Source organism: Kribbella sp. NPDC051586, from assembly GCF_044453965.1.
In the GTDB taxonomy this organism is placed as follows: Bacteria; Actinomycetota; Actinomycetes; order Propionibacteriales; family Kribbellaceae; genus Kribbella.
Map to the genome: position 1 here is coordinate 1968830 of NZ_JBITDF010000001.1, position 23762 is coordinate 1992591.

The 23762-nt window shown below is 69.3% G+C and carries 22 protein-coding genes; 13 read left to right on the forward strand and 9 right to left on the reverse strand.

Annotated features, from left to right (window positions below; all coding sequences use genetic code 11):
- Window positions 1-37 precede the first annotated feature (37 nt).
- Window positions 38-1450: a PLP-dependent aminotransferase family protein gene (locus ACIA58_RS09765; protein ID WP_396403165.1), complete on the reverse strand. Its 1413-nt coding sequence runs from the start codon at window positions 1448-1450 to the stop codon at window positions 38-40.
- Between the two features lie 63 nt (window positions 1451-1513).
- Between ACIA58_RS09765 and ACIA58_RS09770 the strand changes: the two genes are divergently transcribed.
- The 7 genes from ACIA58_RS09770 (at window position 1514) to ACIA58_RS09800 (ending at window position 10472) form a co-directional block, all read left to right on the forward strand.
- Window positions 1514-2614 (forward strand): pyridoxal phosphate-dependent aminotransferase, encoded by a 1101-nt coding sequence (locus ACIA58_RS09770; RefSeq protein ID WP_396403166.1) that lies wholly within the window; start codon window positions 1514-1516, stop codon window positions 2612-2614.
- Window positions 2615-2623: 9 nt separating this feature from the next.
- Window positions 2624-4609 (forward strand): dTMP kinase, encoded by a 1986-nt coding sequence (gene tmk, locus ACIA58_RS09775; RefSeq protein ID WP_396403167.1) that lies wholly within the window; start codon window positions 2624-2626, stop codon window positions 4607-4609.
- Window positions 4606-5814, forward strand: coding sequence for a DNA polymerase III subunit delta' (locus ACIA58_RS09780; RefSeq protein WP_396403168.1), 1209 nt, complete (start codon window positions 4606-4608; stop codon window positions 5812-5814). Before tmk ends, ACIA58_RS09780 begins: the two co-directional genes overlap by 4 nt.
- Window positions 5815-5943: 129 nt before the next feature.
- On the forward strand, window positions 5944-6612 hold the full coding sequence (locus ACIA58_RS09785; protein ID WP_396403169.1) for a DUF4190 domain-containing protein: 669 nt from the start codon (window positions 5944-5946) through the stop codon (window positions 6610-6612).
- Between the two features lie 27 nt (window positions 6613-6639).
- Window positions 6640-7695, forward strand: a complete 1056-nt coding sequence (locus ACIA58_RS09790; RefSeq protein ID WP_396403170.1) for a DUF4190 domain-containing protein — start codon at window positions 6640-6642, stop codon at window positions 7693-7695.
- Between the two features lie 198 nt (window positions 7696-7893).
- Window positions 7894-8934, forward strand: coding sequence for a stage 0 sporulation family protein (locus ACIA58_RS09795; protein WP_396403334.1), 1041 nt, complete (start codon window positions 7894-7896; stop codon window positions 8932-8934).
- On the forward strand, window positions 8931-10472 hold the full coding sequence (locus ACIA58_RS09800; protein WP_396403171.1) for an alpha/beta hydrolase: 1542 nt from the start codon (window positions 8931-8933) through the stop codon (window positions 10470-10472). The genes ACIA58_RS09795 and ACIA58_RS09800 overlap by 4 nt, the downstream gene beginning before the upstream one ends.
- On the opposite strand, the gene ACIA58_RS09805 is transcribed toward ACIA58_RS09800, so the two are convergent.
- On the reverse strand, window positions 10469-11101 hold the full coding sequence (locus tag ACIA58_RS09805; protein WP_396403172.1) for a hypothetical protein: 633 nt from the start codon (window positions 11099-11101) through the stop codon (window positions 10469-10471). The genes ACIA58_RS09800 and ACIA58_RS09805 overlap by 4 nt on opposite strands.
- Window positions 11102-11190: 89 nt before the next feature.
- On the opposite strand from ACIA58_RS09805, the gene ACIA58_RS09810 reads away from it, so the two are divergent.
- Window positions 11191-11535, forward strand: a complete 345-nt coding sequence (locus ACIA58_RS09810) for a sterol carrier family protein (RefSeq protein WP_396403335.1) — start codon at window positions 11191-11193, stop codon at window positions 11533-11535.
- A 48-nt stretch (window positions 11536-11583) separates the two neighbouring features.
- Here the strand turns inward: ACIA58_RS09810 and ACIA58_RS09815 are convergent, their stop codons facing one another.
- Window positions 11584-12375, reverse strand: coding sequence for a hypothetical protein (locus ACIA58_RS09815; protein WP_396403173.1), 792 nt, complete (start codon window positions 12373-12375; stop codon window positions 11584-11586).
- A 186-nt stretch (window positions 12376-12561) separates the two neighbouring features.
- Between ACIA58_RS09815 and ACIA58_RS09820 the strand changes: the two genes are divergently transcribed.
- Together ACIA58_RS09820 and ACIA58_RS09825 are read left to right on the forward strand one after the other, a co-directional pair.
- Entirely contained in the window at window positions 12562-13848 is a 1287-nt protein-coding gene (locus ACIA58_RS09820; RefSeq protein WP_396403174.1) for an MFS transporter, read from the forward strand.
- 13 nt (window positions 13849-13861) lie between these two features.
- Window positions 13862-14824 carry a hypothetical protein gene (locus tag ACIA58_RS09825; RefSeq protein ID WP_396403175.1) on the forward strand — a complete coding sequence of 321 codons (963 nt, stop codon included), beginning with the start codon at window positions 13862-13864 and terminating at the stop codon, window positions 14822-14824.
- Here ACIA58_RS09825 and ACIA58_RS09830 read toward each other — a convergent pair.
- Window positions 14799-16340: a PLP-dependent aminotransferase family protein gene (locus tag ACIA58_RS09830; protein WP_396403176.1), complete on the reverse strand. Its 1542-nt coding sequence runs from the start codon at window positions 16338-16340 to the stop codon at window positions 14799-14801. The two genes, ACIA58_RS09825 and ACIA58_RS09830, sit on opposite strands and share 26 nt — an antisense overlap.
- A 28-nt stretch (window positions 16341-16368) precedes the next feature.
- Here ACIA58_RS09830 and ACIA58_RS09835 point away from each other — a divergent pair, with 28 nt between their 5' ends.
- From ACIA58_RS09835 to ACIA58_RS09845, 3 genes are read left to right on the forward strand one after another with little or no spacing between them, the layout of a single operon-like run.
- Window positions 16369-17169 carry a methyltransferase gene (locus ACIA58_RS09835; RefSeq protein ID WP_396403177.1) on the forward strand — a complete coding sequence of 267 codons (801 nt, stop codon included), beginning with the start codon at window positions 16369-16371 and terminating at the stop codon, window positions 17167-17169.
- Entirely contained in the window at window positions 17166-17306 is a 141-nt protein-coding gene (locus ACIA58_RS09840) for a hypothetical protein (RefSeq protein WP_396403178.1), read from the forward strand. Before ACIA58_RS09835 ends, ACIA58_RS09840 begins: the two co-directional genes overlap by 4 nt.
- Window positions 17307-17337: 31 nt before the next feature.
- Window positions 17338-18825 carry a CHAD domain-containing protein gene (locus tag ACIA58_RS09845; protein ID WP_396403179.1) on the forward strand — a complete coding sequence of 496 codons (1488 nt, stop codon included), beginning with the start codon at window positions 17338-17340 and terminating at the stop codon, window positions 18823-18825.
- 124 nt (window positions 18826-18949) lie between these two features.
- On the opposite strand, the gene ACIA58_RS09850 is transcribed toward ACIA58_RS09845, so the two are convergent.
- The 5 genes from ACIA58_RS09850 to ACIA58_RS09870 all read right to left on the reverse strand — a co-directional run bounded on the left by ACIA58_RS09850 (window position 18950) and on the right by ACIA58_RS09870 (window position 23762).
- Window positions 18950-20581: a cation acetate symporter gene (locus ACIA58_RS09850; RefSeq protein ID WP_396403336.1), complete on the reverse strand. Its 1632-nt coding sequence runs from the start codon at window positions 20579-20581 to the stop codon at window positions 18950-18952.
- 11 nt (window positions 20582-20592) lie between these two features.
- A complete protein-coding gene (locus ACIA58_RS09855; RefSeq protein WP_396403180.1) occupies window positions 20593-20925 on the reverse strand; it encodes a DUF485 domain-containing protein in 333 nt (110 codons plus the stop codon).
- A gap of 174 nt (window positions 20926-21099) precedes the next feature.
- Entirely contained in the window at window positions 21100-22596 is a 1497-nt protein-coding gene (locus ACIA58_RS09860; RefSeq protein WP_396403181.1) for a cation acetate symporter, read from the reverse strand.
- A 42-nt stretch (window positions 22597-22638) separates the two neighbouring features.
- Window positions 22639-23019: a hypothetical protein gene (locus ACIA58_RS09865; RefSeq protein WP_396403182.1), complete on the reverse strand. Its 381-nt coding sequence runs from the start codon at window positions 23017-23019 to the stop codon at window positions 22639-22641.
- Window positions 23016-23762 (reverse strand): LytR/AlgR family response regulator transcription factor, encoded by a 747-nt coding sequence (locus tag ACIA58_RS09870; RefSeq protein ID WP_396403183.1) that lies wholly within the window; start codon window positions 23760-23762, stop codon window positions 23016-23018. The genes ACIA58_RS09865 and ACIA58_RS09870 overlap by 4 nt, the downstream gene beginning before the upstream one ends.

The following is a 23762-nucleotide window of genomic DNA, read 5'->3' on the forward strand; positions in this document are numbered from 1 at the left end:
GCGGGTTGGTGAGTGCCACAGGTCCGCCCTCTCCGGATCAGATCGCGATGGTCGGGCGGGGGTGCAGTCGTTGCATGGGTGGGTGGTAGGCGGACCAGGCGGTGGTCAGGCGGTGGACGGCCTCCGTCAGGGCGTCGGGATGCGCCCGGAAGTGCAGGCGGACGTGGGAGTCGCTGGCGCCGGTGACGTCGAGGCCGCCGCCGGGCAGGATGGCCAGGCCGTGGCGTAGGGCGGTCTGGGCGAAGGACGCGCCGTCGCCGTACGGGAGGCCGACCCACAGGCATTGGCCGCCGGAGACCGTGGGGATGTCCCAGGTGGGCAGCGCCTGGGTGAGGAGCGCGTGCAGGTGGTCGTGGCGGGCCTTGAGGGTCTGGTGGAGCTCAGGGCCGTCCAGGAGCGGCAGGAGATGTACTGCGGCCAGCTGGGTGGGGACGTTGCCGCCAAGGTCGTGTACGGCGCGCAGGCGGGCGAGGCGGTTGATCAGGGGCGTGGACGCGCGGATCCACCCGATGCGGAGGCCGCCCCAGATGCTCTTGCTGAGTGAGCCGATCGAGATGACGGACTCGCTGTACGCCGCCAATGGCACAGGCTTCTCCGCACCAGGAAAACCGAGGTCAGCCGGCACCTCGTCCTCGATCATCGGCACGCCGGCCCCGGCCAACCGCTGCCGGGCGAGCGCAGACAGCACCGAGCCCGTCGGGTTCTGGTACGTCGGAATCACGTAGGCAACCGCCGGACGCCGCTCACGCATGGCGGCTTCGAACCCGTCCAGCCCGACCGGCAGCCCACGCAGTACTGCGCCCTCCTCCCGGAACACCTCCAAGGCGCCCGGGTACGTCGGCGCCTCAACAAGCACCTGGTCGCCGGGCGACACCAGAGCATGCGCCAGCAGGGACAGGGCCTGTTGACCCCCGTTGGTGACCAGGATCTGCTCGAAGGACGTCCGTACGCCGCGAGCCGTGTACCGGGCCGCCAGCGCCTTCCGCAGCGCCGGGTGACCGTACGGGTAGTAGCCGATGTCGTCGCTGATCCGGCTGAGCTCCGGAGCGATCTGCAGGAACGCATCGGCAAGCTGCGGGGGTGGATCGCCCGGCGCGGCGCAGACGGCCAGCAGTACGTCGTCGTCGCGCGCCTCCAGCGAGTCCAGGAAGATCGGGTCGACCGGAGCATCCTCGACCGGGCCTCCGGACGGTACGCCGGCCACGCGCGTGCCACTGCCCTGCTGGCGAGTGATCCGCCCCTCGGCGCGGAGCAGGTCGTACGCGGCGACCACCGTCGTACGGCCGACCGCCAGCGCACCTGCCAGCGCACGGTCAGGCGGTAGGAGCACACCTGGCGGTAGTTCACCGTCGTCGATCAGGTGGCGGATGCGGCCTGCGAGCAGCAGGTACAGCGGGCCGCGGCCGGACGACCAGCGGCCCAAGCGGTCAACTACCTCGATTGGTCTCATCTGCGAACCAATTCTGCCCGATTGGCTCTGGGGCCGCCAGTAGAAGCCCAGAACGATGGAGATATGCCCACCTTCCCGCGCAACGAGATCATGTCCCTGACGGCCGAGCAGGCCCAGCACGAACTGGGCGAGAGCTACGGTCCTGACCTCCGGCTGGCCGACCTGCTGACCCCGGAGCTGGCGGACCTCGAGCTCAGCTACGGCACCGCGGCCGGTGACCCGCGGCTGCGCGCCGCGATCGCGGACCGGCACGGCGTACGCCCGGATCAGGTCGTCGTCACGATCGGTGGGATGCACGGGATCTTCCTGCTCTCCTACCTGCTGCTGCAGCGCGGCGGGCAGGTCGTGACGACCAATCCGCTGTTCCCGAACACGCGTAACGTCTATGCGTCGCTCGGCGCCGACGTGCGGGCGATTCCGCTGACCTTCGACGACGGGTACCGCGTGACCGCCGACGCCGTCCGGGCGCAGCTGACCCCGGACACGAAGCTGGTCAGCCTGACGACTCCGCAGAACCCCTCCGGGGTGGCGATCTCGCCGGAAACCCTGCAGGAGATAGTGATTGCGATGAGCGAGGTCTGCCCGGACGCGTATCTGATGGTCGACGAGACGTACCGGGTCGCGACGTACGGCGATGACGCGGTCGCGGAGCCCGCCGTACAACTCGGGCCGAAGGTGGTGTCGGTCGCGTCGTTGTCGAAGTGCCATGGGGCCGCCGGGTTGCGGATCGGGTGGGTCGTGAGCACGGATGACGAACTGGTGGAGGAGCTGTCTACGGCGAAGTTCAACACGGTTGTGTCTGCGTCGCCGGTGACTGAGGCGCTTGCGCTGCGGGTGCTCGAGCAGGAGGAGCAGATCCTCGGTGTACGAAGGTCGTGGCTGGCGGAGAACCTGCTGATCACCCAGGACTGGGTTCGGGAGAACAGCGACGTCGTCGAATGGGTTCGGCCGGATGCCGGGGCGTTGTGCGTGATTCGGTTGAAGCCTTCGGTCGATCTCGAGCTGTTCAGGGTGGCTGCCGGGGATCTCGGCGTGCGGCTGGCCGACGGGGACTGGTTCGGGGACGAGCCCCGGGTGTTCCGGCTCGGGTTCGGGTATCCGTCGGCGGCGGAGCTGAAGGTGGCACTGGACGCGCTGCGCAAGGCTGTCCACGCGGCCCACTAGTCTTTAGGCGTGCCGGAGGCCTACGACCCGCTGACTGATCCTGCACCGGCGCACGATGTGCGCGCGGTGTTGCGGATCCGGGCGTTCCGGCGGCTGTGGATCGGGTTCGGGCTGTCGAGTCTCGGCGACTGGATCGGGTTGCTGGCGCTGACCGCGATGGCGAAGTCGTTCGCCGGTGACAACTACCAGGCGGCGAACTTCGCCATCGGCAGCGTGCTGTTCCTGCGCGTGCTGCCGGCGCTGGTGATGGGCCCGGTGGCCGGCTGGGTCGCGGACCGGCTGGACCGGCGCTGGACGATGATCCTCGGCGACCTGATCCGGGCCGCGTTCTTCGTCACGATCCCGATCGTCGGCACGTTGACCTGGCTGCTGATCGCGACCGTGCTGATCGAGATCGTCAGCCTGATCTGGGGTCCGGCCAAGGACGCCAGCGTGCCGAACCTGATTCCCCGGCACCGGCTCGAGGCGGCCAACCAGATCAGCCTGATCACGACGTACGGCACGGCGCTCCCGGCCGCGGTGATCTTCACCGCGATCACCCTGGTCACGCGCTGGGCCGGCGACTTCTCCATCGACCTCGCCGTGTATGTGAACGCCGCGACGTTCGCGATCTCCGCGTTCGCGATCGTGTCGGTCGCCGAGATCGGCCGCGCGGTCCACGATCACGAGGATCATCCGACCCTGTGGCGGACCATGGTCGAGGGCTGGTCGTACGTCACCGGCACGCCGGTGGTCCGCGGGCTCGTGGTCGGCATCTCCGGCGCGTTCGCGGCCGGGGCGGTCGTGATCGGCCTGGGCCGGACGTACGTCGAGGATCTCGGCGCCGGCGACCCTGGGTACGGCGTGCTGTTCGGCGCCGTTTTCGGCGGTCTGGCGCTCGGCATGGGGTTCGCGCCGCGGATCTTCTCCGGCCTGTCCCGGCGCCGGCTGTTCGCGGCCGGGCTGGTCGGGTCGGGCATCTGCCTGGCCGGGCTCGCGCTGATCCAGCAGATCGAGATCGCGACGATGATCGCGATCCTGCTCGGGTTCTGCGCCGGCGGGTCGTGGGTGTCGGGGTACACGTTGCTCGGTCTCGAGGTGCCGGATGCGGTGCGCGGGCGGACGTTCGCGTTCGTGCAGTCCGCCGTTCGCACGGTGCTCGCGGTAACGCTGGCGATCGCGCCGTTCGCCGCCGGTGCGATCGGCCGGCACACGTGGACGATCGGCGGGCGCTCGGCGACGTACAACGGCGCCTCGATGACGATGCTCGCGGCCGCGATCCTGGCCGGGGTCATCGGTCTGCTCGCCTGGCGGCAGATGGACGACCGGCCGGGCGTGCCGTTCTGGCGCGACGTCCGACGGAGCTTCGGGAAGACGCGTGGCGACTATCCGACCACTGGCCTGTTCATCGCCATCGAGGGTGGCGACGGGGCCGGGAAGTCGACCCAGTCCGCGATGCTCGTGAAGTGGCTGGAGGAGCAGGGGCAACAGGTCCTGCTGACGCGTGAGCCCGGCGCGACCGAGCTCGGCAAGACGTTGCGGCAGATCGTCCTCGACCCGGCGACCGGCGACATCTCGCACCGGACGGAGGCGTTGCTGTACGCCGCCGACAAGGCCGAGCACGTCGACTCGGTGATCAAACCCGCGCTGAAGGCCGGGGCAGTCGTGATCACCGACCGGTACGTCGATTCCGCGCTGGCATACCAGGGCTCTGGGCGGGATCTGGACGTGTCCGACGTCGAGCGGGTGAACCGCTGGGCCACCGACGACCTCCGGCCGAACCTGACGATCCTGCTCGACCTGCCGCCGAAGCGCGGTCTCGGCCGGTTCGAGGAGCGGGACCGGATCGAGGCCCAGTCCGACGAGTTCCACGAGCGGGTCCGGCACGCGTTCCTCGAGCTGGCTGCCGCCGAGCCGCAGTACTACCTGGTCATCGACGCCGCCCAGGACCGCGAGGACATCGCCAGACAGATCCGCGCCCGACTGCAGCCGATCCTCCCGAAGGTGGACCTATGAGTGTTTGGGACGACCTGGTCGGACAGGAGCCCGCGGTCGCAGTACTGCGGAAGGCGGTCGCTGGTGCGGCCGGGGTGTTGCGGGGAGAGAAGGGCGCGGCGGTTGCCGGGATGACGCATGCGTGGCTGATCACCGGTCCACCCGGATCGGGCCGGTCGAACGCGGGCCGTGCGTTCGCGGCCGCGCTGCAATGCGCCAACGAAGGCTGCGGCGAGTGCAACGAGTGCCGGACGGCGCTCAGCGGCGCGCACCCCGACGTGTCGTTGATCCGGACCGAGCTGCTGTCGATCCGCGTCAGCGAAGTCCGCGAACTGGTCCGCCGGGCCGCGATGAGCCCGACGCAAGGCCGCTGGCAGGTGATGGTGGTCGAGGATGCGGACCGCCTGACCGAGCAGGCCGCGGACGCGTTGCTGAAGAGCATCGAGGAGCCGGCGCCGCGGACCGTCTGGGTGCTGTGCGCCCCGACGGTCGAGGACGTCGTACCGACGATCCGCTCGCGATGCCGGCTGCTGGTGCTGCGTACGCCGCCGGTCGCCGCCGTCGCGGAGATGCTGAGCCGCACGCTACAGGTGGATCAGGACCTGGCCTGGTTCGCGGCGCGCGCCGCGCAGGGGCACATCGGCCGGGCGCGGGCGTTGGCCCGCGACGAAGAGGTCCGCGAGCGGCGCAACAAGGTGCTCGAGGTCCCGTTCTCGCTGCGCGACCTCGGAGCGTGCCTGAAGGCGGCGCAGCAGCTGGTCGAGGCCGCGAAGGTGGAGGCGAAGGCCAGCGCCGAGAAGGTCGACGAGAAAGAACGCGCCGCACTCGAGCAGGCGCTCGGAGTCGGTACGAAGGGCGCCAAACCGCGCGAGGCGAACGCCGCGCTGAAGGAGCTCGAGGACCAGCAGAAGGCCCGCGCCAAACGATGGGAACGGGACGTCCTCGACCGCTCACTCGTAGATCTGATGGCGCTGTACCGCGACGTGATGGTGGTGCAGACGCGGTCCGGCACCGAGCTGATCAACGCGGAGCTGCAGCGGAACATCGAGCAGCTCGCGGCGCGGACGACGCCGGAGCAGACCGTACGCCGGATCGACGCGATCGGGATGTGCCGCGAGGCGATCGAGGCCAACGTCGCACCGCTGGTCGCGCTCGAGGCCATGACGGTGTCGTTGTTCGAGGGGCGCAGCGACGGGTTCACGATCCCGCGCCGGGTGCTGCGCTGAGGCGTTGGTCACGTTCTGGGGTCCACGTCCGATAACTGGGCAGGTGCTGTAACACCGAGACCGGCGGGTCCGATGACTGGGTGTCCGGGTGAAGCAGATCGCTCGGCACTTTTCGCCGAACGGACACCGATGAATCAGCCGCCGTCCGAGATCCAGCCTGTGCGGCAGCCGTTGCCGTCGGCTGAGTCGTGGCTTGAGGGAGTCCCGACCCCGGCACAACAGCGGCAGGACGGGTATGCCGTCGCGGCACTCGCGACCAGCCTGCCCGGGCTCGTGCCGATCGCTGTTGTGCTGGCCGGGATCGCGCTGCGCCGGGTCAAGCGGACCGGCGCTCGCGGGAAGCGGCTCGCCTACTGTGCGTTGGTGGTCTCGCTGTGCTGGGTGATCGCGATCGGGGTCGCGGTGACGCTCAACCTGGTTGGTGAGCACCGGGCCGGCATCGGCCGCACGGTGTCGATCTCGCAGGTCGGTGTCGGCCGCTGCTTCGACGCGGACCTGGACGCCGACGCGCTGCGACTGGTGCGGATCGCGGACTGCGCCGCGCCGCACACCGGGGAGGCGTACGCGAAGGTGAGCGCGGCGCTGGCCGGGTTGTCGGTCGCGCAGACCGGGACGGTGGCGACGCAGCAGTGCGCGGGCGCGTTCGTCGAGTTCGTGGGCAAGCCGTACGAGCGGTCCGAGCTGGACATGTACTACGTCGTACTGGAAAATCGTGACGTTGCTGACGGCAACGTCTTGTGCCTGGTCGGGATGCCGGGGAGCAAGCTGACAGGTACGATGCGCGGATCACAGCGGTAATGCCCGCGGGGGAGCAGTGGGGATAGCGTGACTCAGCCACCGTACGAGCCAGTCCCGGACGAACCAGGCCCGGACCGACCACAAGACCGGCCACAGGACACGACCCAGGCGTTTCCGTCGCAGGATCCGACCCGGGTCTTTCCTTCACAGGACCCGACGCGGGCGTTTCCGACGTACGGGCGGCCTCAGCAGGCGCATCAGCAGCAGGCCCAGAGCGGTTCGCCGTGGGTGGCTCCGGGACAACCGGCTCCCGGGCAACCGGCTCCGGAGCAACCGCAGTACGGACAGGCACAGCCGCAGTACGGACAGTCCGCGCAGGCGCCGTACGGGCCGCCGGGGCCGCAGTACGGGCAGGCTCCGTACGGGCAGGGGTACGGTCCGGGGCAGTATCCGCCGCAGTACGGGCAGGCGCCGGCGCCGTACGCGTACGGGTACGGCTACACGGGTTCGGGCGGGACCAACGGGCTCGCGGCCGCGGCGCTGGCGACCGGGATCGGCGGCATCTTCATCGGCCTGTCCGCGCCGGTCGCGATCGGGCTGGGCATCGCCGCGCTCGTACAGATCAATCGTCGCCAGCAGGCCGGCAAGGGGATGGCGATCGCCGGGCTGGTGATCGGTTCGCTCGTCACCATCGGGTACGTCGTCCTGATCGGGGTACTGATCGCGCTCGGCTCCACCGCCGACGACTACGGCTCACCCGAACCGGTCTCGTCGTACTCCAGCGGCCCCACGACCACCGTCGACGACCTGGCTGTCGGCGAGTGCTTCGACGACGGCAACGCAGAGGACGAGGTCGTCCGCCAGCCGTGTACGGCCGCCCACGACGGCGAGATCATCTCCGACGTCACCCTCGCGGACGGCCCGTACCCGGGCGACAGCGGCGTGGACGAGGCAGCCGACCGGGCCTGTACCCCCGACTTCACCAGCTACATCGGCAAGTCCCCCGACGACTCCGAGCTGGACCTCTTCTACTGGACTCCCACCGAGTCCCTCTGGGCCCACGACGACCGCATGGTCGTCTGCGCCGCCTACGGCCCGGACCACGAAAAACTAACCACCACAGTGAAAAACAGCCACCGCTAGCTATCGCCGCGCGCTGATACCGCCGACCATCCACAACGCACGCCCGCTGCTTCGGCGAGCCTCGTGCGGCTGTCGGGGACCTTGAACAAGGCATTGCGTGTCCGCAGTCCCCACCGCTGGTCCGCAGTCCCCGTGGCTTGGGCGCTGGCTGGTTCGTGGGGCGGATTGCGGTTCTGCAAGTACTCTGACGGCGTGGGTATGGTGATGGCGGTGTCGTTCGAGCGGTACGGGCGGCTTTATTACCTGGACCCGGGTGAGTTTCGGCCCCGGGTGGGGGACAAAGTGCTCGTGCCTACTGACGACGGGCCCGAGGTGGCGGAGTGCGTGTGGGCGCCGCAGTACGTCACCGAGGAGGTTGGTGGGCTGCCGCTGTGTGAGGGGATCGCGACCGGGGCGGACCTGGACCGGGACGAGCAGAACCGGCAGCGGCGGGCCGACGCGCGGGTGATCGCCAAGCGGACGATCCGGCAGCACGACTTGCCGATGAAGGTGGTCGGGATCGACTTCGTCGACCGGCGGCCGGACGTCGACCAGCTGGTGATCGTGTACTTCTCGGCCCCGCACCGGGTGGATTTCCGCGAGCTCGTCCGGGATCTCGCGCGGGCGCTCCGGGCCCGGATCGAGCTGCGGCAGGTCGGCGCCCGGGACGAGGCGAGGTTGCAGGGCGGGATCGGGCCGTGCGGGCGGGACCTGTGCTGCGCCACGTTCCTGAAGGACTTCGAGCCGGTCAGCGTGCGGATGGCGAAGGACCAGGACCTCCCGCTGAACCCGCTGAAGATCTCCGGCGCCTGCGGCCGGCTGATGTGCTGCTTGAAGTACGAGCACCCGCTGTACCAGGAGTTCAACGCGAAGGCTCCCGCGGTCGGGTCCGCGGTGGAGACCCCCGCGGGTGATGGAGTGGTGGTCGGGCACAACGTGCCGAGCGACACCGTGGTCGTCCGGCTGGCGGCCTCGGGCCGGCGTTGCGCCTGCAGCCGGGCGGACGTGTGCTCGCCGCGGCAGCAGTACGAGGCGTCCAGTACGACGACCCCGGACGCCGCCCCGGTCGAACCGCCCGGTACGACGACCCCGGTCGAGGACGCCGTACCGGAAGCGCAGGCAGTACCGGAAGCGCAGGCAGTACCGGAAGCGCAGGCAGCACCGGATGAGCACGAGGAGGCCCGCGAGGAGCGGCGGGTCCGGAAACCGCGCCGGCGCCGCCGCCTGCACCATGACGACGAGGGAGAAACCGCGCAGTGAGATTCCGCAGGTCGACCGTTCTGGTGGCAACTCTTGCGGTCCTGGCGAGCGGATGCGGTGTTGCCAGTCGCGCCCAGAACGCGGACGACGGCGCGCCGGCGCCCGGCATCGGCAGCAACCCGCCCAGCGCACCTGTCGGCCCCATCCCGGCCGGGCTGGAGAAGTTCTACCAGCAGAAGCCGGACTGGGAACGCTGCGGCTCCAACCAGCAGTGCGCGACCATCCTCGTCCCGCTGGACTACACGAAACCGACCGGCCAGACGATCGAGCTGCGGGCGCGGAAGGTGCTGGCCCGGGACCGCGGCGGCCGGCTCGGCACGCTGTTCATCAACCCGGGCGGTCCGGGCGCGTCCGGTCAGGAGTTCGCCGGGCAGGCGCCGATGCTGTTCGGCTCGTCGCTGCTGCGCAAGTTCGACATCATCGGCTGGGATCCACGCGGCGTCGGCGACTCCACGCCGGTCAAGTGTCTCGACACCGAGCAGCTGGACACGATGATCGCCGCCGACGGCAGCCCGGACAACGCGACCGAGATCGCCGACCTCGACAAGGAGGCGAAGACGTTCGCCGCCGCGTGCGAGCAGCGTTCGGGCCGCCTGCTGCCCCATCTGTCGACCAAGGACGCGGCCCGCGACATCGACGTACTGCGAGGCATCGTCGGCGACCCGCAGCTGTACTACCTGGGGATGTCGTACGGCACGTACCTCGGCGCGACGTACGCCGAGCTGTTCCCGAAGAACGTCGGCCGGATGGTCCTGGACGGCGCGGTCGACCCGTCGATCACCAACGAGCAGCTGGGGATCGCGCAGGCGAAGGGCTTCGACAAGGCGCTGGACGCCTTCGCGGAGGACTGCGCGCAGCGGTCCTGCAAGCTCGGCAGCAGCAAGACCGAGATCCTCGCCAAGGTCGACCAGCTGATCAAGGACAGCGACGCGAACCCGCTGCCAGGCGACGGGAACCGCAAGGTCACCCAGGCCCTGGTCATCCTCGGCCTGATCTACCCGCTCTACCTGAAGGACTTCTGGCCGCGGCTCGAGGACGCTGTCGCCGACGGACTCGCCGGGAACGGGGCCCGCCTGCTAGCGCTCGCCGACGAGTACACCGACCGGCAGCAGAGCGGGTACGCCGACAACTCGAACGAGGTCAACATCGCGATCAACTGCCTCGATCACCCGGACTTCACCTCGATCGCGCAGATCGAGGCGAACCTGCCGGCGTACAAGACGGCGTCACCGCGGTTCGGCGAGTTCCTGGCCTGGTCGTCGGTGTCGTGCGTGAACTGGCCGGTGAAGCCGGTGAACCAGCCGCACAAGATCAAGGCCGCCGGCGCGAAGCCGATCATGGTCCTCGGCACGACCCGCGACCCGGCCACGCCGTACGAGTGGGCGGTCAGCCTGGCGCACCAGCTGGAAAGCGGTGTCCTGGTCACGCGGGACGGCGACGGGCACACGGCGTACCTGTCCGGCAACGCCTGTGTGAAGAACGTCGTGGAGAGCTACCTCGTGCAGGGCAACACACCGGCCACCGACATCAAGTGTTAGTTGGGCCTGGTGTCGCCGGACGCGACCGGCAGTTTGAGCGTGTCGGTCGCGTGCTGGAGGATCGCGCGGAGGCCGGCCTCGTCCCGCGGGCGGCCGCCGACGGTGATCTCGACCGCTGAGGTCTTGCCGCCGTCGGTCGAGATCCAGCGCGACAGGCCCATCCGCGGCCCGCGGGCCTGGTCGGTGTAGGTGTAGACCAGCGTGCCGTCATCGCGGCTGAGCACCTTCAGGTTGCGCTCGTCGATGCTGTGCTCGCGGCCCGCGACCAACTGATCCGGGGTCTGCTTGCTGCCGCGCGTGTCGAACCGGATCTGCCAGACCCCGGTCGGGTCGAGGAACTTCGGCCGGGTGCCGTCCTGAGGGCTCTTCCACCCCGTCGGGACCTCGGCGGACACCGGGTCGTCGTCGGTGCCGAAGTTCTGCACGGCGTACTGCAGCGAGCCGGGCTGGAGACAACCGGCACAGGCCGGGGTGCTGGGCGGGGCCGAGCTCACGATCCCCACCGAGGTGTTGTTGTCGGCGGCGAACGGATTGCCGCCGTTGATGGCGAGCACCGTGCCGAACACGGCTACGCCGACGGTCATTCCCGCCAGCGTCATCAGCAGCGCCTGGTGCCTGGGCGTGAGCATCCCGACCTCGCTTCCCTCTCTCCCGGCCGATTATCGCTGACGAGAGGGGCGTCACCGCAAACCCGCGCGTACGCTGGCACGTCGTGGAGATGTCCGAACCCCCGTTCCAGCAGGCCTTGCAGCGCTACAACGACAGTACGGCGGACCGCGCCGACTTGAAACTGCTCACCAAGGAACTGCTGAAACTCCTGGTGGCAAAGGCGCCAGGTCACGCCGTCGAGGTCCGCGTCCCGCCGTACGGCGCGGTGCAGTGCATCGAAGGTCCGCGGCACACCCGGGGTACGCCGGGCGCGGTGATCGAGCTCCCGCCTGAGCTGTGGATCGACGTGGCGCTGGGCCGCACCACCTGGGCCGACGCCCGTCTGACCGGCAGACTCCGCGCCAGCGGCGAGCGGACCGACCTCAGCAGCCTGCTGCCGCTGGTCCGGACGTGAATGTGCCGCGGCGTCCCCGCTGGCGCCGCGGCACACGTTCTCAGGCGATCAGTGGGCCGAGGTGGACCAGATCGCGGTGCGGCCGTACACGATCACCAGGCGGCCGTCGTCCCGCATCTGCAGCACGGAGCCCTTGCGGACCGTCTTGGAGGACCAGAGGGCACGCTTGGCGGCGCTGTAGACGACGAAGTTGCCGTCCTGCTGCATGACGGCGTACGCGCCCTTGCTGATCGTCTTGGTGGACCAGACCGGGGTCTTGCCGTTCTTCACCATCACGAGGTTGCCGTCGGTCTGCATCTGCAGACGGTAGACCCGGCTCGGCGAGAACAGCATGTCGTAGGGATTCAGCAGCCTGCCGGAGCCGAGCGTGCCGATCACCATGTGCCGGAACCAGACGGCCTTCTTGCGGGTGTTGTAGATCACCAGGTTGGAGTCGTTCTGCACGGCGAGGAACGCGCCGGTGCTACCCGCGGTGTTGCTGGCCCAGACCGGCGTACGGCCGGAGACGACGACCAGGTTGCCGTCGCGCTGCATGATCAGGCTGGAGGCCTTGCGGTTCGTCATCGAGGCCCACAGCGCGGTGCGGCCCTTGTAGAGCACGGCGTTCCCGTCGGTCTGCATGAGGAGCGTGTAGATCCCGTTCGGCGAGCGGCGGTACTGGCCCGGCTTCAGGTACTGGCCGGACGTGAGCAAGGACGAGACTGCGGTCGTGCTGGTGGCGGCGGCGGACGCCGTACCGGCGGCCTGGGCCGCGGAGGGAACAAGCAGGGTGGCACCGGCCGCCGCGCCCGCGGCGAGCGTGGCGAGCAGCCGGGTGCCGGCCGACTTGATCGAGATCATGCGGTTCTTCTTCCTGTCCACGGTGGATCCGGCCGGGCCGTCCGGGCCGGAGATTGACGCCCTAGGCAACCAACCGGCTCCACCGTAGGACGCCGCGGGTTCCGCCCCCGGACGTTTCGGCCCTGCTCGAAAGGGTGGGTGGAAATCAGGTTCGTCCAGGCCGGTCGGACCTGACACTATGGGCCGGTGGCAGCAAGTCTCCGCACGCGACTGGCCCGGTTGCGCGTCGATCTGACCCCGTGGCGTGGTTCCCGCGATTTCCGCATCCTGCTGGTCTCGGGATCGGTCTTCTTCCTCGGCGGCATGGTCGGGTACGTCGCTCTGCCGTACCAGCTGTACGAACTCACCGGATCGAACTTCGCCGTCGGGGCGATGGGCCTGGTGACGATCGCCCCACTCGTCGTGTTCGGGCTGTACGGCGGTGCGCTGGCGGACCACGTCGAACGGCGGAAGCTGCTCGTCGGCACCGGCATGGCCCAGATCGTCATCTCCGCGCTGATGGTCACCAACACCCTGCTGCCGAACCCGCAGATCTGGCTGATCTACGTCTGCGGCGCGCTGAACGCCATCGCGTCCTCGTTGCAGCGCCCGAGCCGGGAGGCGCTCCTCCCGCGAGTGGTCCGCCACCAGGAGATCCCGGCGGCGGTCGCGCTGAGCTCCCTGACCGGGCAGATCGGTCAGCTGGCCGGTCCGGCGCTGGGTGGCGTTCTGGTCGGCACAGCGGGCGTGACCTGGGCGTTTGCGATCGAGCTGACCGGAATCGTGTTCGCCACGCTGCTCTACACCCGACTGGGCTCGTACAGGGCGGGCGATCACACCACGGCGCCGAGTCTGCGGGCGATCGGTGGCGGAATCGTCTACGCGTTCCGGCGCAAGGACCTGCTGGCGACGTACCTGGTGGACATGGTCGGGATGTTCCTGGCGATGCCGATCGTGCTGTTCCCGGCGTTCGCGACGGAGATCCTGAAGGAACCGAAACTGCTCGGTCTCCTGTACAGCGCGGAGGCCATCGGGGCGATGTGTGCCAGCCTGACCAGCGGCTGGGCCAAACACGTCCATCACCAGGGCCGGGCGGTGGTGCTGGCCACGATGTGCTGGGGTGCCGCGGTCGGGATCGCCGGGCTGGCGCCGAACATCTGGTTCGCGATCGGGTTCTTCGCGCTGGCGGGAGCGGCCGACATGGTGTCGGTGCTGTTCCGCTCGGTGATCTGGAACCAGACGATCCCCGACGAGATGCGCGGCCGGCTGGCCGGGATCGAGATGCTCGGGTACTCGCTCGGCCCGCTCGGCGGCCAGGCCCGATCCGGTGTCGTCGCCGACCTCACCAGCGTCCGGACCGCGATCGTCAGCGGCGGCGCCCTCTGCGTCATCGGCGTGGTCGGGACCGCCGCCTGGCTACGCGAGTTCTGGCGCTACGACGCCCGCACCGACGAACACGCCGTCCGCGAAAGAGACCTCCGCGCGGCCCGTTAGGCTCTGAATCATCATGCGTATCCTGATCGCCGCCGGGCTGGCCGCCGTGCTCCTTGCGGGCTGTAGCCGTCCCGGGCAGGAGGATGCGCCGAGTGCGCCGCCGCTGGTGTCGGTGTCGCAGACGCCCTCGGAGACCCCGTCGGCAACGCCGTCCGTGACGCCGAGCGGGCCGGCCAAGGTCGCGGACACGGTGTGCGTGCGGATGGACGCGACGCTGGTGCGGTCGACGCTCGCGGTGCCAGTCGCGAACATCCACCCCGAGACGCCGCCGACCGACTTCGGGATCCCGACGTACGACGTCTGTCAGCTGAAGCTCAGCACGGCTCCGAACGGGCCGATGCTGAACGTCGAAACTTCGGTGCTTCCGGCAACGAAAGCGACGCTGGCGGCGAACCAGAAGGCGTACGCCGCGACGAAGCGCGAGCCCGCCAAGCCGGTAGTCCTTGGCGAGGGCGGGTACGGGACGAGCACGTTCGTGGTCTTCCTGCTGGACGGCAGGCTGTACAAGATCGCCGGTCCGAAGGCGACGCTGGCGAAGTACGCCGTGCTCGGTCAGGAAGTGATCCGGCAGGTGCCGGGGCTGCCCGAGCCGCAGCTGCTGGTCACGCGGGCGGAGTGTGAGCGCGGTTCGTCCGCGGCCGAGAAGGTCATGGGCGCGCCGGCGATGGTCCGGCGGGACGGTGAGACGCTTCTGGGCGACCCGGTCTGCGGTTGGGTCAGCTCGACGAATGTGCTCTACACCTCGGTCCGCCGTACGGCGCAGGCCAAGGCGTTGATGGCCCCGATGCGCAAGGCGGCGACGGCCCAGTCGATCCCGCTCGGCGACGAAGGGTATGTCGACACCGCGACCGGCCGCACCACGATCCGCGTCGGTGACGACAAGCTCGTCGACCTCGTCCCGCTCCCGGCGCGCGCGATCAACCCGGACCTGATGACGCAGTTCGCGCTGGCTATGTCCTCGCTTTACACCCGCTGATGGTGGCGATCGCCTCGGTGATTTCAGTGGTGGTGCGGGCGGCGTAGCCCAGGACCAGCCCGGGTGCGTGGGGGAGCTGGCTGTGCCAGGAGAGAGGGTGGGTTTTGACGCCTTTCTCCAGGGCCTGTGTTGCCAGGGCGAGGTCGTTGGTCGCGTCGTCGAACGTGATGGTGAGGTGCAGACCGGCGGCCGCGCCGTGAATGGTCGCGGTGGGCAAGTAGTGGCGGATGGCGGTGACCATCGCGTCGCGGCGGATGCGGTGCCGGCGACGGAGGAAGCGCAGTTGGCGTTCGAGTTCGCCTGACTCCATGAGGTGCGCGAGGGTGAGCTGCGGAAGCGCCGCGTTGCCAAGGTCGGCCAGGCGTTTGCGGCCGATGAGGTCGTCCTTGTACTGCGGGGGTGCGAGCATCCACCCGATCCGCAACGACGGCGCGAGCAGCTTGGAGATGCTGCCGGTGTAGATCACCTGGTCCGTCAGCATCGCGCGCAGCGCCGGCACCGGTGGGCGGTCGTACCGGTGCTCGGCGTCGTAGTCGTCCTCGATGACCAGCCCACCGTCCGCGGCCCACTGGATCAGCTCACGCCGACGCTCACCGTCGAGCACGACGCCGGTCGGGAAGTGGTGCGCCGGCGTCACCATCACCACCTTGGCGCCGGACTTCCGCAGTACGTCGACCTGTAGGCCGCGGTCGTCGACCGCGATGGGCGGCGTGTGCATGCCCCAGTTCTGCAAGTGCTGCCGGGAGCCGAGCGAGCCGGGGTCCTCGACCGCGATCTCGTGCACGCCACGCTGATCGAGGACCTGCGCCACCAGGCCGATCGCCTGCGCGACACCGGCGACGATGATCAGGTCGTCCGGGTCGGCCGCGATCCCGCGGTTCTGCGTCAGCCAGGTCGCGACGGCCCGTCGTAGCGCGGGTGTGCCGGCCGGGTCGCCGTACCCGAAGTCCGCTGCCTGCAGATCGTTGAGCACCGCACGCTCGGCCCGCAACCACGCGCTGCGCGGAAACGCGGCGAGGTCGGGCACGCCCGGCGTCAGGTCGATCCGCGCCGGAAGTGCCCGCAGGTTGTCGAAGATCTTGAGTCCGGCGTCGTGCAGATCTGCCGAAGGACAGGAGGTATGGCCCGTTCCGCCGACTTCAGTCGGTGCGCCAGGCGGGCGAGGGCGTATGCGTACACGACTACGTCCTGTCGAACTGGCGGTCTCTGAACTCGTGCCGATCGGCGCGCCGACGACGACTGTGCCGGCGCGGCCCCGGGCGGTGACGTGGCCGTCTTCGGTGAGGCGTTGGTAGGACTCGGTGACCACGCCGCGGGAGATGCCGAGGTCGGCAGCGAGGGTGCGGGTGGCGGGGAGGCGGGTGCCGACCGGGAGGTGGCCGGTGGAGATGGCGGTGCGGAGGCGGTCGGTGAGCCAGTCCGCGAGACCGCCGGCGGGTGCCTCGGCCGGATCCAGTTGAAGGAAGTCGGCACCTCCAATGGACCTGCCACTTCTAGCTGGATTGGACCTGTTCACAGGACCATTGTGGCGCGACCGTAGAGGTATGGGAACTGACTACGTCCACGGGTACACCCCGGCGGAGACCCGCCGACTGACGGATCAGGCCGGGACGCTGGCCGACCTGCTCCACAGCGGCACCGCCTACCCGCCCGGCAGCCGAGTGCTGGAGGCAGGCTGCGGAGTGGGCGCGCAGACCGTGCAGCTGGTGACCCGGAGCCCCGGCATCTCACTGGTATCTGTCGACGTCTCTGAAGACTCGCTCGCCCAGGCCAAGGCCCGCGTCGCAGCGCACGCGCCGGAAGCGACGGTCGACTGGCGCCATGTGGATCTCCACGACCTGCCCGACGAGCAGTTCGACCACATCTTCGTCTGCTTCGTCCTCGAGCACCTCCCCGATCCGCACCACGCCCTGCTGAAGCTGCGCAGCCTTCTGAATCCCGGCGGCACGATCACGGTGATCGAAGGCGACCACGGCTCCGCGATCTACCACCCACGCAGTTCGCAGGCCCAGGCCGCCGTCGACTGTCTCGTCGACCTCCAGGCCGAGGCGGGCGGTGACTCGCTCATCGGCCGGCGGCTCCAGCCGCTCCTCGAGCAGGCCGGGTACGACGACGTACACGTCGAGCCGCGCACCGTCTACGCCGACCAGACCCTCCCGCACCTGGTCGACGGCTTCACCCGCAAGACGTTCATCGCCATGGTCGAGTCCGTTCGCGACCGCGCGATCGCGGCCGGTCTGCGGACGAAGGCCGAATGGGACGCGGGCATCCGCGATCTCGAGTTGACCGCCGGGCCCGGCGGCACCTTCCACTACACGTTCTTCAAGGGGGTCGGTCGGACATGATCGGACTGCTCGTCATCGTCGCCGCGGTCTGCCGGGCGCTGAATCGCAACCAGCGCAAGCAGTTCCGCCCGACCGTCAACGGCATCGAGGATCGTGATGTGCAACGACTTGTCGCCGATCTGCGAGCACTCACCTGACCAGTTCATGAACGCCTGGTAAACAGGGAGGATGGCCCCGACTGAGCAGCTTGAGATCGAGACGAAGTACGACGTCGACGAGAGCGTGATCCTGCCGGCGCTGCACGAGCTGCCCGGGGTCGCGAGCGTCGCCCAACCGGTCGAGCTGGACCTGGTCGCGGTGTACTACGACACCCCCGACCTCGACCTCGCCGCGAACAAGGTGACCCTGCGCCGCCGTACCGGTGGTGAGGACGACGGCTGGCACGTCAAGTTCCCGGTGTCGTCGGGTGAGCGGCTCGAGGTGCATCATCCGCTCGGCCGGTCGGCGCGCAGTGTGCCGATCGCGGTCGTGCGCACAGTTCGGGTCCACGTACGCGACCACACGCTCTCGCCGGTCGTGACGCTGCAGACCAGGCGCGTCGTGCACCGCCTGCTCGACGCCGACGGCGCCGTACTCGCGGAGCTCGCCGACGATCACGTCACCGCGACGGTCGAGGGCAGTGAGCCGGAGAGCTGGCGCGAGTGGGAGGTCGAGCTGGTCGGCGGGGACAAGCTGTTGCTCGAGGACGCCGGGGAGCTGCTGAAGTCGGCCGGTGCGCGACCCGCGGCCGGTCCGAGCAAGCTGGCCCGCGCGCTCGGCGGTCGGGTGCCGGCGCCGGACGAGTGGACGATGCCGAAGAAGCCGCGGACCTCCGATCTGTTCCGCGCGTACGCCGCGGCTCAGGTGCAGGCGATCCACGAGCGGGACCCTGAGGTACGGCGGGACGTCCCGGACTCGATCCACAAGTTCCGGGTCGCGACGCGGCGACTACGGTCGGCGCTGGCGACGTACCGGCCGGTGATCGATCGCGAGGCGGGGGACGAGATCCGGGCCGAACTGAAGTGGCTCGCCGGCGAACTCGGTGTCGCGCGCGATGCCGAGGTGCAGCGCGAACACTTCGCGGCCGAGGTCGCGGAGCAGCCGGTCGAGCTCGTGATGGGCCGCGTCGCCGGCCGGATCGACGACCACCTGCGCCGGGTCTACAAGGACGGTCGCGCGGGCGCGCTCGCGGCGCTGGAGAGCCCGCGGTACTTCCGGCTGCTCGACACGCTCGACGAGCTGATCGCGAAACCGCCGATCACGGACGACGACCGCAAGGCGAGCAAGCAGATCAGCGACCTCCTCCACCACGACCGCAAACGGATGCGCAAGGCCGTCAAGCGCTCCGAGGCCGCGGAAACCGTTGCGGAGCAGGACCACGAGCTCCACGAGGTCCGCAAGGCCGCGAAGCGCCTGCGGTACGCCGCGGAGTCCGCAGTACCCGTCCTCGGCGACTCCGGAAGTGTGCTGGCGGGATCTGCCGAAGAGGTCCAGGAGATCCTCGGCGAACACCAGGACTCCGTCGTCTCCCGCGACCTCCTCCACCACCTGGCCCTCGAGGTGTACGCCGACGGCGGCAACCCCTTCACCTTCGGCCGATTGCACGCCACCGAAGAACACCGCGGCAACACCTCCCGCGAGGCCTTCTACCAACTCTGGCCGACCCTCGAGTTCTGACTACCGGCCCCGGAACGTGAGCCGGGCGATCAGGTACTCGCCTACCTGACCGCCCGGAGTTTGGGGTGGATTGGGGCTGTCAGGCAGGTCCGCGTCGATTCAGCAGGGCCTGCCTGACAGGTCTTTAGTGGTGGACCGCCTTCTCGGCGCCGGCTCCGGTGAGGGAGCGGACCTCCATTTCGGCGAAGCGGTCGACGTCGACCGGCTCCTTGCTGGTGACGGTTCCCAGCCAGCCGAGCAGGAAGGCCAGCGGGATCGAGACGATGCCGGGGTTGTCGAGCGGGAACCAGTGGAAGTCGATGCTGGTATCGGTGATCATCGACAGGCTCGCGCCGGTCTTCTTGTCCACCTTGCCGGAGACGACCGGGCTGAACACGATCAGGATGATCGCCGAGGCCAGACCGCCGTAGATGCTCCACAGGGCGCCGCGGGTGTTGAAGCGCCGCCAGAACAGCGAGTACAGGATCGTCGGCAGGTTCGCACTCGCCGCGACCGCGAACGCGAGCGCCACCAGGAACGCGATGTTCTGGCCGTTCGCGAAGATGCCGCCGATGATGGCGACGATGCCGATCACGACCGCGGTGTACCGCGCCACGCGGACCTCGCCGTCGCCGCTGATCTGGCCCTTCTTGATGATCTGGCCGTAGATGTCGTGCGCGAACGACGTGCTCGCGGTGATGGTCAGCCCGGCCACCACGGCCAGGATCGTGGCGAAGGCGACCGCGGAGATGACGCCGAGGAGCACCTCGCCACCGAGCTCGAAGGCGAGCAGCGGCGCGGCCGAGTTGGCCTTGCCCGGTGCGGCCTTGATCCGGTCCGGTCCGACGATCGCGGCAGCGCCGTACCCGAGGACCAGGGTGAACAGGTAGAAGATGCCGATGATCCAGATCGCCCAGCTGACGCTGCGTCGGGCTTCCTTGGAGTCCGGCACGGTGTAGAAGCGCATCAGCACGTGCGGGAGGCCCGCGGTGCCGAGCACCAGGGCCAGTGCCAGCGAGATGAAGTCCAGCTTGGTGATGCCGCTGACGCCGTACTGCAGGCCCGGTGAGAGGAGTTTCTCGCCCGCCGCCGGGCTCTTGTCGACTGCCGCGCCGAGCAGTGCGGACAGGTTGAACGTGTACTTCGCGAGCACCCAGAGCGTCATGATTCCGGCGCCGATGACCAGCAGCACGGCCTTGACGATCTGCACCCAGGTGGTGCCCTTCATGCCGCCGACCAGGACGTAGGTGATCATCAGGATGCCGACAACGGCGATCACGATGCTCTGTCCGGCCCGGTGGCTGACGCCGAGCAGCAGCGCGACCAGACCCCCGGCGCCGGCCATCTGCGCCAGCAGGTAGAAGAAGCAGACGACGAGGGTCGAGATCGCGGCGGCCATCCGGACCGGCCGCTGCTTGAGCCGGAACGACAGTACGTCGGCCATCGTGAAGCGGCCGGTGTTTCGTAGTAGCTCTGCAACTAGTAGCAATGCGACTAGCCACGCGACGAGGAAGCCGATCGAGTACAGGAAGCCGTCGTACCCGTTGAGCGCGATCGCGCCGGCGATGCCGAGGAACGACGCGGCGGACAGGTAGTCACCGGAGATCGCGATGCCGTTCTGCGGGCCGGTGAAGGACCGGCCGCCGGCGTAGAAGTCGGCCGCCGTCCGGTTGTTGCGGGAGGCCCGGAACACGATCGCCAGCGTGGCCACCACGAACAGCGCGAAGATGACGATGTTGACGGTCGGGTTTCCGATGTCTGTTGCCAATGGCAACATCAGTGGGGCGGTCACTGCGGTTCTCCCTCGATCTGGTGGCGCAGCTTCTCGGCGTCCGGGTCGAGCCGGCGGTCGGCCCAGCGGACATAGATCATCGTGATCGCGAACGTCGAGACGAACTGGCCGAGGCCGAACAGCAGGGCCACGGTGATGTTCCCGCCGACCTTGTGCGACATGAAGCCGTGCGCGTAAGCGGCGAGCAGGACGTAGGCGAAGTACCAGACCAGGAACAACGCGGTCATCGGGAACACGAACCGCCGGAACCGGCGACGCAGTTCGGAGAAGTCCGGCGACAGCTGGACGTCTCGGTACGTCGTGAGGTCCGGATCGCGCGTATCACTCATCGGCGAGCCTCCAGGGTGGATCGAGCCGGGCGGAAGAGGCCTGGCACGTCGTACTGTGGCGTGGGTCACCAGCCGCCGACAGCACCGGCGCGCACCGAGCGCTCAGCGGAGCAGACCAGTCGTCCGGTGGATCGGTCAGCTGCGCCGAGCGGTAGGAATCACGCGACGAGCGGTCTACCGAGGTGGCAGGCCGCGGTCGACGTCGACTGCCTCCGGTGTGTGCAGACGGACCATGCTGCGGGCGGTTCCGGCCGGGATGCGGTCCGGGGTGAGCTTCGAGACGACGATGACGGTGAGGAAGGCGAGCGGCATCGTCCAGGCGGCCGGCTGCCCGACGAGCGCCCGCGGCCAGCCGCCCTGCGGCGCGCCCGCGACGTTGATCAGAGCGGCTGCGCTGGCCGCGATCCCGCCGACGACCAGCCCGGCCGCGGCGCCTGTGGTCGACATCCGCCGCCACCAGATGCCCAATACCAGCAAGGGGCAGAATGTCGACGCAGCAAGGGCAAACGCGAGACCGACGGTGTCCGCGAGACTCAGTGCGCCGGTCACCGTGAACGCGAGGTACGGCACGACCATGGCGATCAGCGCCGCGATCCGGAAGCTGTTCACGGCCACGTAGTCCGCACCGGTCCACTGGTGCAGCCGGCTCCGCAACAGGTCCTGATCGATCACCCCGGCGATCGCGACAGTCAACCCCGACGACGTCGACAGGAACGCCGCGAACGCACCCGCCGCGACCAGTGCCCCGAGCAGATCCCCTGCTGTGCCAGGGAAAACCCGCCCCGGCAGCTCGAGTACGACGGTGTCCCCGCCGCTCCCCACCAGGTCGGGCGTGAACGTCCGCCCGAGTACGGCGTACATCGGCGGGAAGAGGTAGAACAGGCCGAGCAGCGCGAGGACGACGACCGTGGTACGACGGGCCGCGCGGCCGTCCGGGTTGGTGTAGAAGCGGACCAGGACGTGCGGCAGGCCCATCGTCCCGAAACAAAGGGCCAAGAGCAACGAATACGTCGCGTACAGCGGGTGGTCGCGTCCGCCGGCGCGGGACAACGGCTCGGCCCACTCGGCGGCCGCGCCGTGCAGCGAGTCGAGGACGCCGGTCGGCTGATGCCAGGCAAGCAGGATCACGAAGATTGGTGTCGCCAACGCTGTCAGCTTGAGCCAGTACTGGAACGCCTGGACGAAGGTGATCGACCGCATTCCGCCCGCGGCGACATTGATGACCACGATCACGGCGACGATCAGCGCGCCGACCTGCGGCGGTGCGCCGGTGACGGTCTGGACGGCGAGACCGGCTCCGTGCAGCTGCGGCAGGAGATAGAGCGTCCCGATGCCGACCACGAGCCCGGCGCAGATCCGGCGTACGGCGGCGGACTCGAAGCGGGTCTCGGCGAAGTCCGGCAGGGTGTACGCACCGGATCGGCGCAGCGGGGCCGCGACCAGGACCAGCAGCATCAGATAGCCGACGGTGTAGCCGACCGAGAACCAGAGCATGTCGGCGCCGTTCACCAGCACCAGACCAGCGACCCCGAGGAACGAGGCGGCCGACAGGTACTCACCGCTGATCGCGGAGGCGTTCCAGCGCGGGGTGATCGCACGGCTCGCGACGTAGAAGTCACTGGTGGTCCGCGAGATCCGCAACCCGAACAGCCCGATCCCGATCGTCGCCACGACCACCAAACCGATCGCGCTAAGACTGATTGCCGGTGACATCTATTGCCGTCCGACGAACTCGGTGAACTCCGCCTCGATGCGCTCGGCGTTGCGGACGTAGATGCGGGCGGCCACGTACACCACCGGATAGACGAGGATGCCGAGGATCACCCAGGGCAGCGGTAGCCCGAGGATGGACAGGGTGCGGGTCGGTGGGACGAGCCAGAAGAGCAGTGGGATGCTGCCGAGGACGAGTAGTACGCCGCCGATCACGGCCAGCGTGAGCCGGAGCTGGGACTGCACCAGCGAGAGCATGTAGATCTCGCCGAGCCGGGTCTGCTCGTCGATCTCGCGGGTGCCGGTGGGGATGATCGGACGTCGTGCCGCGCTGGTGCGCGGGCTGGTGACCCGAACCCTGCGCGGTCCCTCCGGAGTGCTCATCGCAGGGAGGTCGATCGGACCAGGAGGTCGCGCAGTTCGCGGGTGTGCCGCCGGCTGACCGGGAGCCAGTCGCCGCCGACCCGGACCGCGCACCGGCCGCCGTCGACGCGCATCTCGTCGATGTGCGCCAGCGCGACCAGCGTGCTGCGGTGGATCCGGGTGAACCCGGCGTCCCGCCAGCGCTCCTCCAGAGTGCTGAGCGGAACGCGGACCAGGTGCGAGTTCTGGCCGGTGTGGAGGCGGGCGTAGTCGCCCTGCGCTTCGACATACCGGACTGTGGAGCGCTGGACGAACCGCGTGACGCCGGCGAGCTCCACCGAGATCGTCTCGTCCTCGGTGTCGTCCGGCGACTGCAGCGCCGCCGGTGCGCCCGCAGTGACCACCCGGCGGACGGCCTCGGCCAGGCGCTCGGCCCGGACCGGCTTCATGACGTAGTCGGCCGCGTCGAGCTCGAAGGCGGCTACGGCGTGTTCGTCGTACGCGGTGACGAAGACGATCCGAGGACGCGGCTGGCGGAACTTGGACAGCACACTGGCCAGGTCGATGCCGTCCAGACCGGGCATCTTGATGTCGCAGAACACCACGTCCAAGTCGGAAGCCTGCAGGATCTTCAGCGCTTCCGGGCCGTCGGACGCGATCTTGATGTCGCCGATCCGGGGGTCCTGACGCAGCAGGTACACCAGCTCGTTCCGCGCGGGCTCCTCGTCGTCCGCGACCAGCGCGCGCAGCGGAGTGTCGGCCAT